The sequence below is a fragment of the Shinella sp. genome (assembly GCF_049651085.1).
GTDB lineage: Bacteria > Pseudomonadota > Alphaproteobacteria > Rhizobiales > Rhizobiaceae > Shinella.
Window position 1 is genome coordinate 248,225 of the sequence record NZ_JBASBL010000009.1, and the last position, 16,660, is coordinate 264,884.

16 protein-coding genes are annotated in these 16,660 nt (G+C 64.6%); 6 read left to right on the forward strand and 10 right to left on the reverse strand.

The features are described 5' to 3' along the window. Positions 1-615, reverse strand: coding sequence for a LysE family translocator (locus tag WA950_RS06470; RefSeq protein WP_424550869.1), 615 nt, complete (start codon positions 613-615; stop codon positions 1-3). 176 nt (positions 616-791) lie between these two features. After that, entirely contained in the window at positions 792-1,589 is a 798-nt protein-coding gene (locus WA950_RS06475; protein WP_424550870.1) for an AraC family transcriptional regulator, read from the reverse strand. A gap of 330 nt (positions 1,590-1,919) precedes the next feature. Between WA950_RS06475 and WA950_RS06480 the strand changes: the two genes are divergently transcribed. Continuing rightward, complete coding sequence (locus tag WA950_RS06480; RefSeq protein ID WP_424550871.1) at positions 1,920-2,741, forward strand: class II glutamine amidotransferase; 822 nt, start codon at positions 1,920-1,922, stop codon at positions 2,739-2,741. Here WA950_RS06480 and coaBC read toward each other — a convergent pair. From coaBC to ubiE, 4 genes are all read right to left on the reverse strand, one after another. Further along, a complete protein-coding gene (gene coaBC, locus WA950_RS06485) occupies positions 2,734-3,939 on the reverse strand; it encodes a bifunctional phosphopantothenoylcysteine decarboxylase/phosphopantothenate--cysteine ligase CoaBC (RefSeq protein ID WP_424550872.1) in 1,206 nt (401 codons plus the stop codon). The two genes, WA950_RS06480 and coaBC, sit on opposite strands and share 8 nt — an antisense overlap. 101 nt (positions 3,940-4,040) lie before the next feature. Next, a complete protein-coding gene (locus WA950_RS06490; protein WP_424550995.1) occupies positions 4,041-4,844 on the reverse strand; it encodes a potassium channel family protein in 804 nt (267 codons plus the stop codon). Positions 4,845-4,890: 46 nt separating this feature from the next. Continuing rightward, on the reverse strand, positions 4,891-6,465 hold the full coding sequence (gene ubiB, locus WA950_RS06495) for a 2-polyprenylphenol 6-hydroxylase (protein ID WP_424550873.1): 1,575 nt from the start codon (positions 6,463-6,465) through the stop codon (positions 4,891-4,893). Positions 6,466-6,502: 37 nt separating this feature from the next. Further along, on the reverse strand, positions 6,503-7,279 hold the full coding sequence (gene ubiE / locus WA950_RS06500) for a bifunctional demethylmenaquinone methyltransferase/2-methoxy-6-polyprenyl-1,4-benzoquinol methylase UbiE (protein WP_424550874.1): 777 nt from the start codon (positions 7,277-7,279) through the stop codon (positions 6,503-6,505). Between the two features lie 190 nt (positions 7,280-7,469). Between ubiE and mutM the strand changes: the two genes are divergently transcribed. From mutM to dnaA, 4 genes are all read left to right on the forward strand, one after another. Next, positions 7,470-8,363, forward strand: coding sequence for a bifunctional DNA-formamidopyrimidine glycosylase/DNA-(apurinic or apyrimidinic site) lyase (gene mutM / locus WA950_RS06505; RefSeq protein ID WP_424550875.1), 894 nt, complete (start codon positions 7,470-7,472; stop codon positions 8,361-8,363). Positions 8,364-8,432: 69 nt separating this feature from the next. Further along, positions 8,433-9,218, forward strand: coding sequence for an enoyl-CoA hydratase (locus WA950_RS06510; RefSeq protein WP_424550876.1), 786 nt, complete (start codon positions 8,433-8,435; stop codon positions 9,216-9,218). 201 nt (positions 9,219-9,419) lie between these two features. After that, complete coding sequence (gene rpsT, locus WA950_RS06515; RefSeq protein ID WP_424550877.1) at positions 9,420-9,686, forward strand: 30S ribosomal protein S20; 267 nt, start codon at positions 9,420-9,422, stop codon at positions 9,684-9,686. An 869-nt stretch (positions 9,687-10,555) separates the two neighbouring features. Then, the gene (gene dnaA, locus WA950_RS06520) at positions 10,556-12,115 is read left to right on the forward strand and encodes a chromosomal replication initiator protein DnaA (protein ID WP_424550878.1); all 1,560 of its coding nucleotides are present in this window, start codon (positions 10,556-10,558) and stop codon (positions 12,113-12,115) included. A 240-nt stretch (positions 12,116-12,355) separates the two neighbouring features. Here the strand turns inward: dnaA and hemW are convergent, their stop codons facing one another. From hemW to rph, 4 genes are read right to left on the reverse strand one after another with little or no spacing between them, the layout of a single operon-like run. Further along, positions 12,356-13,549 (reverse strand): radical SAM family heme chaperone HemW, encoded by a 1,194-nt coding sequence (gene hemW, locus WA950_RS06525; RefSeq protein WP_424550879.1) that lies wholly within the window; start codon positions 13,547-13,549, stop codon positions 12,356-12,358. A 6-nt stretch (positions 13,550-13,555) separates the two neighbouring features. Beyond that, a complete protein-coding gene (gene rdgB / locus WA950_RS06530) occupies positions 13,556-14,200 on the reverse strand; it encodes an RdgB/HAM1 family non-canonical purine NTP pyrophosphatase (RefSeq protein WP_424550880.1) in 645 nt (214 codons plus the stop codon). 8 nt (positions 14,201-14,208) lie between these two features. Next, complete coding sequence (locus WA950_RS06535) at positions 14,209-14,625, reverse strand: VOC family protein (RefSeq protein WP_424550881.1); 417 nt, start codon at positions 14,623-14,625, stop codon at positions 14,209-14,211. A gap of 14 nt (positions 14,626-14,639) precedes the next feature. Next, entirely contained in the window at positions 14,640-15,356 is a 717-nt protein-coding gene (rph, locus tag WA950_RS06540; RefSeq protein WP_424550882.1) for a ribonuclease PH, read from the reverse strand. Between the two features lie 213 nt (positions 15,357-15,569). Between rph and hrcA the strand changes: the two genes are divergently transcribed. Further along, positions 15,570-16,646: a heat-inducible transcriptional repressor HrcA gene (gene hrcA, locus WA950_RS06545; protein WP_424550883.1), complete on the forward strand. Its 1,077-nt coding sequence runs from the start codon at positions 15,570-15,572 to the stop codon at positions 16,644-16,646. Positions 16,647-16,660: the final 14 nt, after the last annotated feature.

The window sequence follows — 16,660 nt, forward strand, 5'->3', positions numbered from 1 at the left end:
TCAGCGATCCGCCAGCGCGAGCCTGAGGCCCATCAGGCCGAGGGCGGCACCGAAGCCGCGTTGGAGCCACACCATGATCTTGGGCCGGCTCAGCACCTGCCGGCGCAGGCTGGCCGCGAGCGCGGCGTAGACGGCGAAGACGAGGAAGGTGAGCAGCATGAAGACGCCGCCGAGGACGAGCATCTGCGCGGTGGCGTTCGATGCGTTTGCCGGAACGAACTGCGGCAGGAAGGCGAGGAAGAACAGCGAGAGCTTCGGGTTGAAGACATTGGTGAGGATGCCCTTGCGCACGATGCGGAACGACTTTTCCGCAGGGGCCTGTTCCTGCCCGAGATCCGGCGCGTTGCTCTCGCGCAGAAGGCTCCAGGCGATGAAAAGGAGATAGGCGACACCGATGACGCGCAGTATCTCGAAGGCAAGCGCGCTTGCATGCAGCACGGCGGCGAGGCCGACGACGCTGGCAAGGATATGCGGGATGATGCCGAGCGTGCAGCCGAAGGCGGCGACGAGGCCCGCGCGAAAGCCGCCGCTGATGCCGAGCGCCAGCGTGTAGATCACGCCCGTGCCCGGCAGGAGTATGACGACGAGCGAGGTGATGAGGAATTCAGTGGTCATGTCGGGTTCCCTGCGGTTTCTAAAGGGCAGGAAACACCGGATAGGCGCGCAGGGTCTTGAACGAAATTGCTGGAGCACTCCAGTCGAAGCGGCATCGCTTCGACGCCGGACAATGCGGCAAAACAAAACCCTCAAGCAGTTGCGATGAACCGGCTTTCACCGGAATTGCCCTGGCGTCAGGCGCGGGCGGAAAGATAGGCGCCGGGCGTATAGCCGTAGCGCCGCGTGAAATTGCGCGTCATGTGGCTCTGGTCGGCAAAGCCCGCCTCGACGGCGGCTTCGGCAAGCGGCCTGCCAAGGGCGATCAGCCGGCGCGCCAGCTCCGTGCGGCGCTGGAGCAGGTAGGCATGCGGCGTCAGGCCGGTGATGCGGGCGAAATCGCGCACCAGCCGGAAACGGCCGAGGCCGCTTTCCGCAGCGAGATCCTCCAGCGTCACGGCCGAGGCCGGATCGTCGTCGAGCCGGTCGCGGACGCGGCCGATGGGGGATGCGGCAGGGCTCTCATGCGGCGCCTGCTCGCGCAGCACGGCGGCCAGCAGCAGGAAAAGGCGCTCGTCGCGGCCGAGACGTGCCGCGTTCCGGTCCAGCAGGATCGCAAGGGTCGCCGAAACCAGCCCGGCAATGCGCCGATCTTCCAGCACCGGTGCATGAAATTCCTCGCGCGGCCTGCCGTCGAAAATATCCTGCGCCGCCGCCGCCACGATGGCAGGCTGCAGGTAGAGCATGCGCCAGGCGCGCGGGGCATCGCCGAGCGGCGCGCCGTCATGCACCTCGCCGGGATTGACGGTGATCGTGTTGCCGGCTTCTGCCTCGACCATGCCGCGTCCGCTCGCCGATACCTGTGCGCCGCGCTCCACGATGCCGATGCCGTAGGTGTCATGCGTGTGCCGGGCAAAACTATGCCGGCTGTCGGCCGTCACGGCCTCGATGCCGTCTATCCCCGTTCTGACGATCTGGAAGCGCCCTGTCGCCACGGTTCAATCCCGCTTCTCGCAGAGCCAGTCGGCCTCGTAGACCGCGAAGCCGTAGTGGCATTGCCCGTCGATCAGCATGCCCGCTGTCCTCCATCTTGCGAGAATGAGGATAGAGGCTGATGCCGTGCCGTCAACAGCTGGCGCAAATGGCTGTTCCGCCGGAAACTGCCGGCTTTGGTCGATGTCATAAGAATGACACGCATGGTTTCGGCCTGTTTACATTCGTTAACGCAATTTTACCCATTTGCGTTGAAAATCCGGGCAGTGCCATGGTTAATGCATCGTATCCAACTCCGGCTCGTGCCGGTCTCTTGAAGCGGGAATAGCGTCATGTGCCGTTGGGCAGCCTATCGCGGAGAGCCGCTCTATCTCGAGGAACTGGTGTCCTCGCCGGCTCACTCGCTCATCGAACAGTCCCATTGCGCCACTCGCGCCAAGACGGCGACGAACGGCGATGGCTTCGGCATCGCCTGGTACGGCGAGCGTCCGGAGCCCGGACGCTATCGCGATATCCTGCCGGCCTGGTCGGACTGCAACCTGCGCAGCATCGCCCGGCAGGTCCGCTCCCCGCTCTTCCTTGCCCATGTGCGCGCGGCAACCGGCGGCGGCACGCGGCGCGACAATTGCCACCCCTTCGTCAACGGCATCTGGTCCTTCATGCACAATGGCCAGATCGCCGATTTCGAGCAGCTGCGCCGGCCGCTCGAAACCATGCTCGACAACGACCTCTACAACGCCCGCACCGGCTCGACGGATTCCGAGCTGCTGTTCCTGTTGGCGCTGCAATTCGGCCTCGCCCGCGACCCGCTCGGCGCCATGGCCGAGACGATCGCCTTCGTGGAGCGGTTGGCCGCCCATCTGGAATGCCGTGTGCTCGTCCGCTTCACGGCCGCTTTCACCGACGGCGACCAACTCTATGCGGTGCGCTATGCGACGGACTATGCCGCGCCGACGCTTTATGCCGCGCCGATGGGCGGGACGGGCGGTTACTGCCTCGTTTCCGAGCCGCTGAACGACGACACGGAAGCCTGGGTCGAAATCCCGGACGGCAGCGCGGTGGTGCTCGGGGAAAACGGTGTGGACGTGCGCATCTTCTCGCCGGCCGGTCGTCCGGCAGGCGCGATGGAAACCAGGCTCGCCCTCGTCAAGTAAGCCGTTCGGCTATCCAGCCGGCAAGACGGTCGGCAACGTCGTCCTTCGTCAGGTCCGGCCATTGCTCGACGCCGGCTGCCGTGATCAGCTTCACGCTGTTGCGCGCGCCGCCCATGATGCCGGTTTCGGGCGAAACATCGTTCGCGACGATCAGGTCGGCACCCTTCTTCTGCAGCTTCACCCGGCCGTTGCTCTCCACATCCTGCGTTTCGGCGGCAAAGCCGACGACGACCCTCGGGCGCTTGGCATGATGGCCGACGGTCTTGAGGATGTCCGGGTTTTCGGCCAGCATCAGCGGCGGCGGGCCTTCGCCCGGCTTTTTCTTGATTTTTTCCGTGTTCGCCGTCGCGACGCGCCAGTCGGCGACGGCGGCGACCATGACGGCGATATCCGACGGCAGAGCGCCAAGCACCGCCTGCAGCATCTCCTCGGCCCGTTCCACTTTCACGACGGTCACGCCCGGCGGGTCCGGCAGCGTGACGGGGCCGGAGACCAGCGTTACCTCGGCGCCCAGCCGGGCAAGGGCTGTGGCAATGGCATGGCCCTGCCGGCCGGAGGAGCGGTTGGCGATGTAGCGCACAGGGTCGATCGGCTCATGGGTCGGGCCGGAGGTCACGATGGCCGTGCGGCCGGCGAGCGGCCTTGCCCCGCCATCGACCAGGGTCTCCGCTGCCGCGACGATTTCAAGCGGCTCGGCCATGCGGCCAAGGCCCGCCTCGCCGCCCTCCGCCATCTCGCCGGCATTGGGGCCGACGAAGGACAGGCCGTCGCCGCGTAGCGTCTCGACATTGCGTTGGGTGGCGGGATGCGACCACATTTTCGGGTTCATGGCAGGCGCCAGCAGCACCGGCCGGTCGGTGGCGAGGAGCAGGGTCGAGGCGAGGTCGTCGGCAAGGCCGTTCGCCATCTTGGCCATCAGGTCGGCGGTCGCCGGGGCGACGACGATGAGATCGCAGTCGCGCGCCAGCCGGATATGACCGACATCCTGCTCGTCCTCGCGGGAAAACAGATCCGTATAGACATGGCCGGCCGAAAGCGCGCCGACGGCAAGCGGCGTGACGAATTGCTGCGCCCCGGCGGTCATGACGGGCCGCACCTCCGCGCCCCGCTCGCGCAGGCGGCGGATGAGGTCGAGGCTCTTGTAGGCGGCGATGCCGCCGGAGATGACGAGGAGGATGCGTTTTCCTGCAAGCGGCATGGCGGGTCCCGGGCTCTGAGGCGCATGATCGGCCCGTGAAGGGCTTTCAAAACGTCCTATCCCGTTGAAAGGGCTTTTCCAAGCCGTTTCAGGCGGGCGGGTCAGGCGCCTTCGTCGGGAATTTTCAGCACGTGGCCGCAGGCCTTGCAGTGCACGGCATCGGCGTCGTGCCGGGAGAGGCCGCATTGCGGGCAGGGGAAGATGGCCTTGTAGGGTTTGACGATCGCCTGCGCGAGCCGCACGAAGAGTGAAATGCCGACGATCATGGTGACGATGGCGGTGAGCTTGCCGGGCGTGCCGGGCAGGACGATGTCGCCGAAGCCCGTGGTGGTGACGGTCGCGACCGTGAAGTAGAGCGCGTCGACAAAGCCCGCAAACCCCTCCGCGCCGTAGAAGAAATTGCTGTAGACGAAGCCGGTAACGAGAAAGAGGAAGACGAGGAAATTGGCGCAGGCCTGGATGATGTCCTCCTTGTCGCCATTGCCGGTCCGGTGCAGCATGAGTGTCAGGAGCTTGCTCTGGCTGATCGCCCAGATGCGCAGGACCCGCAGAAACGCGAAATTGTGCAGCTGGTTCGGGAAAAGCAGCGTACCGAGGATGACGATGTCCACCCAGGTCATCGGCCGCAGCGCCCAATAGCGAAGGTTGGGCGCAATCAGCGCGCGCGCCGCCAGCTCGAAGGCAATGATGGCCGCGATGAAATAGTCGACGACGACATAGGCCGAGCCGGTGCGCAGATACGGTCCGGCAATGAAGAAGCCGAGGATCGCGATATCGACCAGCAGCATGGCGACCTGGAAGCGGAGCGCCTCCCGGTCGCGTCCGAAATAGAGCCCGCGCAGTTGCCGGCGCACCCGTTCGATGAAGGGTTGCGGTTCGGTGGCGATCAAGGGCTCTTCTGTCATCGACAAGAGACTAGCGCCGGGCCGGCGCCGGTCAAGCGCGAGCCGGTCAGGCGAGCTTCCAGGCGATGTAGACGAGCGTCGCGGCGATGACCCAGAGCGCGAGGCGGCCGGAACGGCTGTGGCGGGCTTCCGAGCGGCCGATTGCCTCGGCGGTTTCCGGATCGAACCGCAGGCCCCGCTCGGCCATGGAGGTCAGGTCCTGTGAGAACTTCTCCGCCTTGATGGCGATTTCCGGCACGGCTTCCGCCAGTCGCAGGGCCGCATGGGCGCCGTCACGCAGATCGGTCAGAAGGCGCTTGGGGCCGAGATTGTCGCGGATCCAGTCGCCGACGACGCCCTCGGAGGCCTTCCACATGTTGAAGCGCGGGTTCAGCGTGCGCGACACGCCTTCCACCACCACCATGGTCTTCTGCAGCATGACGAGTTCGGTGCGGGTCTCCATGTCGAAGAGTTCCGTCACTTCGAACAGCAGGGTCAGCAGCTTGGCCATGGAGATGGTTTCGGCCGGCTGGCCGTGGATCGGCTCGCCGATGGCGCGGATCGCCTGGGCGAAGCTTGCCGTGTCGTGATGCGAGGGGACGTAGCCCGCCTCGAAATGCACGTCGGCGACGCGCTGGTAGTCACGCGTGATGAAGCCGTAGAGGATTTCGGCGAGGAAGCGGCGCTCCTTCTTGCCGAGCCGGCCGACGATGCCCATGTCGACGGCGACGATTATGCCTTGCGGGTCGACGAAGAGATTGCCCTGATGCATGTCGGCATGGAAGAAGCCGTCGCGCAGCGTGTGGCGCAGGAAGGACTGGATCAGCGTGTCGGCGAGCTTGTCGAGATCGTGACCGGCGGCGCGCAACCCCTCGACATCCGACATCTTGGTGCCGTCGATCCACTCCATGGTGACGACATCGCGTCCCGTACGCTCCCAGTCGACTTTCGGCACGCGGAAGCCGGGATCGTTCAGGGTGTTCTCGCCCAGTTCGGAAAGGGCGGCGGCCTCCAGCCGGAGGTCCATCTCGACCTTCGTCGTCTGCTCCAGCGTGCGCGTCACCTCCACCGGCTTCAGCCGGCGGGTGTTGGGCAGCATCTTCTCCTGAAGTCGGGCGGCGGCATACATCGCCTCAAGGTCATGGGCAAAACGCTGCCGCACGCCGGGACGGATGACTTTTACCGCGACGCGGCGCTCGCCGGTCGCATCGCGTACAAGCGCGGGGTGGACCTGCGCGATGGAGGCTGCGGCGACGGGTTCGCCGAATTCTGCATAGAGATCGTCGAGCGTGCGGCCGAGCGAGCCCTCGATCGTGGCAACCGCCGCCTCGTGCGGGAAGGTCGCCATGCGGTCCTGAAGGGCTGAAAGCTCGACGGCGATCTCGGCGCCCACCACGTCAGGCCGGGTCGCCAGGAACTGGCCCATCTTCACATAGGAGGGGCCAAGGCGTTCGATCGCGCGGGCAAGCCGGTCGCCGCGCTGTTCGCGGGCAGCCTTGCGGCGCTCGAACAGGCCGGCAACGGTGTGCGCGGTGCGCGCGAGCGGCGGCATGCCTTCGGTCGGAAGCGCCGAGACGACACCCTCGCGCATGAGAACCCAGCCCACGCGGGCAAGGCGAAGATAGGCGCCGATAACGCTCATGCGGGAAGGCTATCCTTGGAAGAGGGGAGGGGCATGCTCAGAGCTTCCAGCCCGAATGCAGTGCTGCGATGCCGCCCGTATAATTGGTGAAATTGACGCGCGAAAAGCCGGCGGTGCGGATCATCGCGGCAAAATCCTGCTGATTGGGGAACTTGCGGATCGATTCCACGAGATACTGGTAGGGCTCCGCATCGCCGGTGATCATCTTGCCGAACTGCGGGATCGCCTTGAACGACCAGGTGTCATAGACCTTGTCGAGCAGCGGCATCTCCACCTCGGAAAATTCGAGCACGAGCAGCCGGCCGCCGCGCTTCAGCACGCGGTAGGCTTCCGACAGCGCCACATCGATGCGCGGCACGTTGCGGATGCCGAAGGCGATCGTATAGGCGTCGAACAGGCCGCTTTCGAACGGAAGCTCCTCCGCATTGGCCTCGACGAAATCGAGATTGGCGGCAAGGCCCTTCTTGGCCGCGCGGTCCGCGCCGACGCCGAGCATCGAGCCGTTGATGTCGAGCACGGTCGCGTGCGCCAGGCGGTCGGAGGCCTCCACGATGCGGAAGGCGATGTCGCCCGTGCCGCCGGCAACGTCCAGCACCTTGTAGGACGGATCCTTGCGCGGGTTGAGGCTCGCGATCATGGCGTCCTTCCAGGCCCGGTGCAGGCCGGCGGACATGACGTCGTTCATGATGTCGTAGCGCTTGGCGACCTTGTGGAAGACGTCGTTGACGAGCGCCTGCTTTTCGCCTTCGCCGACCTGCCGGAAGCCATAGGAGGTTTCCATGCCGCCGTCTGCGGATGTGCGCTGTTCCGTCATCGTCGTCTCCATGGGCCGGTCTGTCGCAGCCGGTTTGCCGCCAAGACCATAGCGAATTGGTATCGGGCGCGCTATCTGAACACCACGCCTAGCATCGATGCGCTGGGTATATAGGACATAGATTGCCGATAGGGAAATGCCCTGCCGCGGCAAATGCGCTCAAGGTTAAATCGCCTTCAAGGAGACGGACATGCCGGAACTGCCGGAAGTGGAAACGGTCAAGCGCGGTCTCGCGCCCGTCATGGAGGGTTCGCGCATCCGCCGCGCGGAACTGCGCCGCCCGGACCTGCGTTTTCCCTTTCCGCCGGCCTTCTCCGAAATGCTGTCCGGCCGCCAAATCGTGTCGCTCGGCCGCCGCGCCAAATATCTCCTGATCGATCTGGAAGGCGGCGATGTGGTGATCGCGCATCTCGGCATGTCCGGATCCTTCCGGGTGGAGGGTGCCGCGCCCGATGGCGAAACGCCGGGCGATTTCCAGATGCCGCGCAGCAAGGACACGCGCCACGACCATGTCGTCTTCCATCTGGAGACGCCGGGCGGTGAGCGCCGCGTCGTCTACAACGACCCGCGCCGGTTCGGCTTCATGGATCTCGCCCGGCGCGAGGACCTTGCCGGCCACGCCTTCATCCGCGATCTCGGCGCCGAGCCGACCGGCAATACGCTGGACGCCGACTACATCGCGGCCAAGTTCCGCGGCCGGCAGACACCGCTGAAGTCCGCGCTGCTCGACCAGAAGAACATTGCCGGTCTCGGCAACATCTATGTCTGCGAGGCGCTGTGGCGGTCGCACCTCTCGCCGGAGCGGCTGGCCGGAACGCTGGTGACGGCGGCGGGCAAGCCGAAGAAGGAACTCATCGTCCTGACGCAGGCGATCCGCGAGGTGATCGCCGATGCCATCGAGGCGGGCGGCTCGACCCTGCGCGATCATATCCGCGCCGACGGCTCGCTCGGCTACTTCCAGCATTCCTTTTCCGTCTATGACCGCGAGAAGGAGCCTTGCCGCACGCCCGGCTGTGCGGGCACTATCGGCCGTATCGTGCAGAGCGGCCGGTCGACCTTCCGCTGCGCCGTCTGCCAGAAATAGAACAGGGCGAGGAAAAGCGTGCCGCGGCTTTCCGCCCGGCATTGCACAGCAAACACGAGGAGAGAGCACATGGGCCTGGAAACTGCTTACGAAACCCTGCTGGTGGAGACGCGCGGGCGCGTCGGCATCGTCACGCTCAACCGGCCGCAGGCGCTGAACGCGCTGAACCGCCAGCTGCTTGACGAGCTGAGGGGCGTTCTCGCCTCCTTCGAGGCGGATGCCGGCATCGGCGCCATCGTCATCACCGGTTCGGAAAAAGCCTTTGCCGCTGGCGCCGATATCAAGGAAATGCAGCCCTATGGCTTTGCCGAGGCCATGGTCGAGGACCTTGCCGCCGGCTGGGATGACGTCGCCGGCAGCCGCAAGCCGATGATCGCTGCCGTCAGCGGCTTTGCGCTCGGCGGTGGCTGCGAGCTGGCCATGATGTGCGATTTCATCATCGCGTCGGAAACGGCAAAGTTCGGTCAGCCGGAAATCACGCTCGGCGTCATTCCCGGCATGGGCGGCACGCAGCGCCTGACGCGGGCAGTGGGCAAGTCGAAGGCGATGGACCTGTGCCTCACAGGCCGGATGATGGATGCGGCCGAGGCGGAGCGCTCCGGCCTCGTCGCCCGTGTCGTCGCCCCGGAGAAGCTGATGGAGGAGGCCCTGGCGGCGGCGGAGAAGATCGCCAGCTTCTCCCTGCCGGCCGCCATGATGGCCAAGGAAGCGGTGAGCCGTGCCTACGAGACGGTGCTGTCGGAAGGCATGCGCGCCGAGCGCCAGCTTTTCCATGCGCTCTTCGCCACGGAGGACCAGAAGGAGGGCATGGCGGCCTTCATCGAGAAGCGCAAGCCCGTCTTCCGCCACCGTTGAGGGGCTTCGGGGCAGCCGGGCGGCGTTTCTTGCAGAATCCGCGTTGACGTCTTCGCGGTTTCCAGCTATACGCCGCCCACAGTTTGGAAAGCCGAATTCTGAGGTTTTCCGATATTGCTCCCGAATTGCTTTGATGACAGGTCGCAGTGACCCGGCACGGCGAGGGCGGAGTTTGTGTCAGATTTCTGAAGAGAGGCATCCATGGCCAATACAACGTCGGCAAAGAAGGCGACCCGCAAGATCGCCGCGCGCACCGCAGTCAACAAGTCGCGCCGCTCGCGCGTCCGCAACTTCATCCGCAAGGTCGAAGAGGCAATCGCCTCCGGTGACCAGGCTGTTGCTGCCGCCGCTCTGAAGGCTGCCCAGCCGGAACTGATGCGCGCTGCCACGAGAGGCGTGCTTCATTCCAACACAGCATCCCGCAAGGTTTCGCGTCTTGCGAGCCGCGTGAAGACGATGTCGGCCTGATAGCCTCCATCGAGCTATGCAATATTAGAAAAAGCCCGGCGCTTGCGCCGGGCTTTTTCTTTGCTTTTTTGTGACTGCCATGGTTATTCCGCAAGGCTCGATCGTGTCAAAAGAGTGACGGAGAAAATCATTTAAATTCAGTTACTTGCGGGAGGTTATCTGTCGTTGCCATCCTTTCGTCACGGGAGTTTGACGGCAATTTGAGTCAAGCGAATTTTTATTTTTTTCGTTTTCCGGGGCTTTCGAAAGCGGTCCGAAATCAAAGCCATTGATTCCTAACAGATTCTCCTCAGGCGGGCCTTTTCCGAGTCAGGAAGGCGCGCGCGAGTCAACGGTCGGCCCTTAATTATGCGTAAAATTCGTGATTGATCTTGCTACCTGATCCTGCCTAAATGGTTTCCACAGGGGGCGCGGACACAGCCTTAAATGATCACCGACAAGAACTGCCTCACAAGGTAGCGGTGGTTGTTTGTCTCCTGTAACGGGGCGGCTCCGCTTCGTAAAATCATCAAACTGGTAAAGCTAGCCCCAGGTGCTCCGGCACTCTGGAAATGGCTTTTTGTGGCCTTTGGCTGCGCCGGTGTGGCTGTGAGGACAGCCGGGGTGATTGAGGGCATGCCTGCCGTACGCTCGACGAGGGAGCGCTCGGCGAGGCTCACAGACGGGAACGCGGGATCGGGTATGAAGCCGGATCGTGCAGAACCGACTTGTGTTTGAAACAACAGGGATTGCACTGGAGGTAGGGGGCCAGTGCAGTCGGGGCACCAGATCCCATACCGGGCCATGGCTCGGCACGGATGGGTGATGGCAAACATGAAAGGCGTCGGCAGGAATGCCGACGTGGCGAATAGAGCATGAAAGGCGGCAAGATGCAGATGAATACGGCCAGAACGGCTGGTGCATTCGCGAACGGGGAAAATGCACGACAGGCGCTCCCATCAGAAGGGGTGCAAGCGGCGGCGGGAGTTCCATCAGATATGAAGCAGGAGGCGATTTTCGAGCGGGTCAGTACGCGCCTCAAGGCGCAGGTTGGACCGGACGTCTTCGCGAGCTGGTTCGGTCGCCTCAAGGTCCACTCGGTTTCCAAGAGTCTCGTGCGCCTTTCGGTGCCGACGACCTTCCTGAAGTCCTGGATCAACAACCGCTATCTCGACCTCATCACCAACCTGTTCCAGCAGGAGGATCCCGAGATCCTCAAGGTGGAAATCCTGGTGCGCACCGCGACCCGCGGCGTGCGCGTCGGCGTGGCTGAAGAAGCCGTCAGCGAGCAGCAGCCCGCAACGCAGGCCCAGTCGCGCCGTTCGACCGGCGGTCCGCAGTCGGTCGCCAATGCGGTTGCATCTGTTGCCGCCGCGGCCCAGCCGCGCGTCCAGCATGCCGGCCCGCTTTTCGGCTCGCCGCTCGACCAGCGTTATACGTTCGATGCCTTCGTCGAGGGCACGTCGAACCGCGTCGCCCTTGCTGCGGCCCGCACCATCGCGGAAGCCGGCGCCGGCGCCGTTCGCTTCAATCCGCTCTTCATCCATTCGAGCGTCGGCCTCGGCAAGACGCACCTTCTGCAGGCGATCGCGCTCGGGGCCCTTTCGAGCGCCCGCAACCCGCGTGTCGTCTATCTGACGGCCGAATATTTCATGTGGCGTTTCGCAACGGCGATCCGCGACAATGATGCGCTGTCGCTCAAGGAGACGCTGCGCAACATCGACCTTCTGATCATCGACGACATGCAGTTCCTGCAGGGTAACTCGATCCAGAACGAGTTCTGCCATCTGCTCAACATGCTGCTCGATTCCGCCAAGCAGGTCGTCGTCGCCGCTGACCGTGCGCCGTGGGAACTGGAATCGCTCGACCCGCGCGTGCGTTCGCGCCTCCAGGGTGGCGTCGCCATCGAAATGGAAGCGCCGGACTACGAAATGCGTCTCGAAATCCTCAAGCGCCGCCTTGCGGTCGCGCAGCAGGAAGACCAGTCGCTCGATATCCCGGCCGATATCCTGAGCCATGTGGCGCGCAGCATCACCGCCAGCGGCCGCGAGCTGGAAGGCGCCTTCAACCAGCTGCTCTTCCGTCTCTCCTTCGAGCCGAACCTGTCGATCGAGCGTGTCGATGAGCTGCTCGGCCATCTGGTGGCTGCCGGCGAGCCGCGCCGGGTGCGCATCGAGGACATTCAGCGCGTGGTGGCAAAGCACTACAACGTCTCGCGCCAGGAACTGGTCTCGAACCGCCGCACGCGCGTCATCGTCAAGCCGCGCCAGATCGCCATGTATCTGTCGAAGACGCTGACGCCGCGCTCCTTCCCGGAAATCGGCCGCCGCTTCGGCGGACGCGATCACACGACCGTGCTGCACGCTGTGCGCAAGATCGAGGAGCTGATCTCGGGCGACACCAAGCTCAGTCACGAGATCGAGCTGCTGAAGCGCCTGATCAACGAATAGCAAGGCCTCTCGGCCTTTCAGGAAAAGGGGCCGTCAGGCCCCTTTTTCAGTTTCAGCCTACTGCGCGTTTCCTGCATCAGCCATTGCCGGAGCGCGGTGACCGCGCGCCGCTCCGGACGCACCGGACGGATAGACGATCGAGCAGGCAGGCCGCGGCGACACGTCGTCGGGCTCACCGCCATCGACGGTCGGCTTTTGAGGATAGCGATGGGAAGACGACGGTTGCTCGGCCCGCCTGTGTCAGCAGGCGAGATCCGCGACGACCGCGTCGAGGATCAGCATGCCGGCCGGCGTGCAGCGCAGCCGCGAATTGCCGAGCCGCTCGATGAAGCCGTGTTCAATGAGGAACTGTTCGCGATCGGGATCGAGATCGCGGCCGGACAGGGACTGCCAGCGGGCGAGATCGACGCCCTCCTTCAGGCGCAGGCCCATCAGCAGCAGTTCGTCCGCCTGCGCCTCGCGCTCCAAGAGTTCCTGGTCGATCATGCCGTGGCCTTCGACCTCCACGAGACTGAGCCAGCCTTCCGGCCGCCGTTCGGTGGCCGTCGCGATCCTGGCGCCGCCCGTGGAGAGGCGGCCATGGGCGCCGGGGCCGATGCCGACATAGTCGCCATAGCGCCAGTAGGTGAGGTTGTGGCGGCTCTCGGAGCCCGGCCTTGCATGGTTGGAAACCTCGTAGGCGGGCATGCCCTCGCGCTCGGTGATCTCCTGCGTCGCCTCGTAGAGCACGGCCGAGTGCTCGCCGTCCGGTACGATCAGCTTGCCGGCCTTGGCAAGGCCGTAGAAGGGCGTGCCCTCCTCGATGGTGAGCTGGTAGAGCGAAAGGTGGTCGACGGCATAGGAGACCGCCTCCTTCAGTTCGCGGTCCCATTCCTCCACCGTCTGGTTCGGGCGGGCATAGATGAGGTCGAAGGACATGCGCGGGAAGATGTCGCGCGCCAGGCGTATCGCCTTCAGCGCGTCCGCGACATCGTGCAGCCGGCCGAGGAATTTCAGGTCGCGGTCGTTCAGCGCCTGCACGCCGAGCGAGACGCGGTTGACGCCGGCGGCGCGGTATCCGCGGAAACGTTCCGCCTCGACGCTGGAGGGGTTCGCCTCCATGGTGATCTCGATGCCGTCAGGCACATGCCAGTGGCGGGCAATGCCGTTGAGGATCGCGTCCACCGTCTCGGGCGCCATCAGCGATGGCGTGCCGCCGCCCATGAAGATGCTGGTGACGCTGCGCGAGCCGGTGAGCCGGCGCATGGTCGCCATTTCCTTCAGGAAGGCCTGCACGAAGCGCGGCTGGTCGACCGGCTGGTGGCGCACATGGCTGTTGAAGTCGCAATAGGGGCATTTGGCGGCACAGAACGGCCAGTGCACATAGATGCCGAAGCCGGGATCGGAGAGATCCGGCGTAAAGTTCGGCCGCATATCGAAGGGCACCGCCGTCATCGCGCCTCAGGCCTTCAGGCAGGTTTCGACGAAAAGCTTGAAGGCGCGCGCGCGGTGCGACAGGGCGTTCGCATCGCCCGGCTTCCAGCCGTGCTTTTCCTCGGCGCTCATCTCGCCGAAGGTCGTCTCATAGCCTTCCGGCTGGAAAACGGGATCATAGCCGAAGCCCTGGCCGCCGCGCGGCGGCCAGACGACATGGCCTTCCACCTCGCCGCGGAAAAGCTCGGTGTGACCATCCGGCCAGGCAAGGCAGAGAACGGAGACGAAGCGCGCGGTGCGGTCCTTCGTCTCGGTCGCGCCCTTGTCGGCCAGCGCCGTCTCGACCTTCTCCATGGCCATGGCGAAGTCGCGCGTGCCGTCTTCCGTCTCCGCCCAGTTGGCCGTGTAGACGCCCGGCGCGCCGCCCAGCGCATCGATGGCGAGGCCGGAATCGTCGGACAGGGCCGGCAGGCCGGAAGCCTTGGCCGAGGCAAGCGCCTTGATCGCCGCGTTCTCCTCGAAGGTCGTGCCGGTCTCGTCCGGTTCCGCGAAATTCAGTTCCGCCGCCGACCTGGCGGAAAAGCCGAAGGGGCTGATCAGGTCTTCGATCTCGCGGATCTTTCCGGCATTGTGACTGGCGACGACGATCGTCTTGGTGTCGAGCTTGCGCATGATGGTCCTTAAGAGATGTTCCAGAGGCCCGGCTCGGCGCATTCCAGGCTGTTGCCGGCGGGGTCGCGGAAATAGATGGAACGGGCGCCGCTCGGCCAGCGGAAGTCCGCTTCGATGGCGATGCCGGCTTCTTCGAGCTTTTTCACCCAGAAATCAAGCTCTGGCCCCGGCACGCGGAAACAGACATGGCCCGGGCCGCTTGTGCCGTGCACAGGCACGGGAAACGCATGCGGCGGGGGCGGCACGGCGGTCTCCTGCGGGTTGAAGATCAGGAGAACCCCGGGGCCGCAGCGAAAGAAGACGTGGCGGTTGGCCTGCCGCGTGATCTTTTCCAGCCCCAGAATGCCGGCGTAGAAGGCTTCCGCCGCGTCGAGGTCGTCCGCGTAGAGTGCGGTTTCGAGGACACCTTCGATCGCGGCGGTCATGGGAAAGCCTTGTCTCAGGCGATCGCCTGCTTCTGCATGGCCACGAGGTCGGCAATGCCGGCGCGGGCAAGCGCCATCAGGCTGGAGAACTCCTCCTCCGTGAACGGCTTGCCTTCGGCGGTGCCCTGGATTTCAACGATGCCGCCCGAGCCGGTCATGACGAAGTTGGCGTCGGTCTCGGCGGCGGAATCTTCCAGATAGTCGAGGTCGATGACCGACTGGCTGGCGAAGATGCCGCAGGAGATCGCGGCGACATGGTCCTTCAGGACCTTCTCGACCTTGATCATGTTGCGGGCTTCCATCCACTTCAGGCAGTCGTGAAGGGCGACAAAGGCGCCGGTAATGGCGGCCGTGCGGGTGCCGCCGTCGGCCTGGATGACGTCGCAGTCGACGGTGATCTGACGTTCGCCGAGCGCTTCGAGATCGACGACGGCTCGCAGCGAGCGGCCGATGAGGCGCTGGATTTCCTGCGTGCGTCCGCCCTGCTTGCCGGCGGCGGCCTCACGGCGCATGCGGTCGCCGGTGGCGCGGGGCAGCATGCCGTATTCGGCGGTGACCCAGCCCTTGCCGCTGTTGCGCAGCCACGGCGGCGTCTTGTCTTCGAGGCTTGCCGTCACGAGCACATGCGTGTCGCCGAACTTGACGAGACAAGAGCCTTCGGCATGTTTGGAAATGTTGCGCTCGAAGGAAACCTTGCGCATCTGATCGGTTTTTCTGCCGGACGGCCGCATTGCGAACTCCTCATTAAGATATGTGGGAGTGCTTTAGACCAGTTCGCCGGGCGAGGGAATGGCGATGCGGCGGGTCTTTTGTCCTGACGCGGTTGCGCACGAAAAACCTTGTCGCGCGTCTCCCGGTATCGCGTGCGGGAAAATCCGTTTTGCGCTAGCCTGCGAAATCACTATATTCCAATTGGATAACAGGGTTGCAGCGGAAAGATGGTTTTGAAGATATCTCCGGGTCCTGACAGCCAGGCGGCGCTCGACGAGCGTTCAGGCGAAATCTTCCGCCGCATCGTGGAAAGCTATCTGGAAAGCGGCGAACCCCTCGGTTCGCGCAACCTGTCGCGCATCCTGCCCATGTCGCTCTCGCCGGCCTCCGTGCGCAATGTGATGAGCGATCTGGAAGAGCTTGGCCTCATCTATTCGCCGCATATCAGCGCCGGCCGCCTGCCGACGCAGCTGGGCCTGCGGTTCTTCGTCGATGCCTTCATGCAGGTCGGCAACATTTCGGCGGAGGACCGGGCCTCGATCGAGCGGCATGTCCGCCCGCACGGCGAGAAGTATTCGGCTGTCGAAACCATGATGAACGAGGCGAGCCAGGCGCTCTCCGGCATGTCGCGCGGCGCGGGTCTCGTCATCACCACCAAGAACGATGCCGTGCTGAAGCATGTCGAATTCATCCGCCTGGAACCGACCAAGGCGCTGGTCGTGCTCGTCGGGGATCACGACCAGGTGGAAAACCGCATCATCGAGCTGCCGGCAGGCGTCACCAGTTCGCAGCTCACCGAGGCTGCCAATTTTCTCAATGCGCATCTTGGCGGCAGCACGCTGATCGAGGCGCGCGCCCAGCTCGAGCATCTGCGCGGCGAGATCAGCAGCGCGCTCGACAAACTGTCGCAGGACCTCGTGGAGCGCGGGCTGGCCGTCTGGTCCGGCGGCTTCGACGACGCGAAGCCGACGCGTCTCATCGTGCGCGGCCGGGCGAACCTGCTGGAAGGTCTTGCGGGCGCCGAGGATATCGATCGCCTGCGCATGCTGTTCGACGACCTGGAGCGCAAGGACAGCCTGATCGAACTCCTGAACCTTGCCGAGACGGGGCCGGGCGTGCGCATCTTCATCGGTTCGGAGAACAAGCTCTTCTCGCTCTCCGGTTCCTCGCTCATCGTCGCACCCTATCGGGACAGCGACGAGAAGATCGTCGGCGCCGTCGGCGTCATCGGGCCCACCCGCCTCAACTATTCCCGTATCGTGCCCATGGTGGACTATACGGCCCAGTTGATGTCGCGGCTTTCGCGCTGAAGCATGGCGCGCAA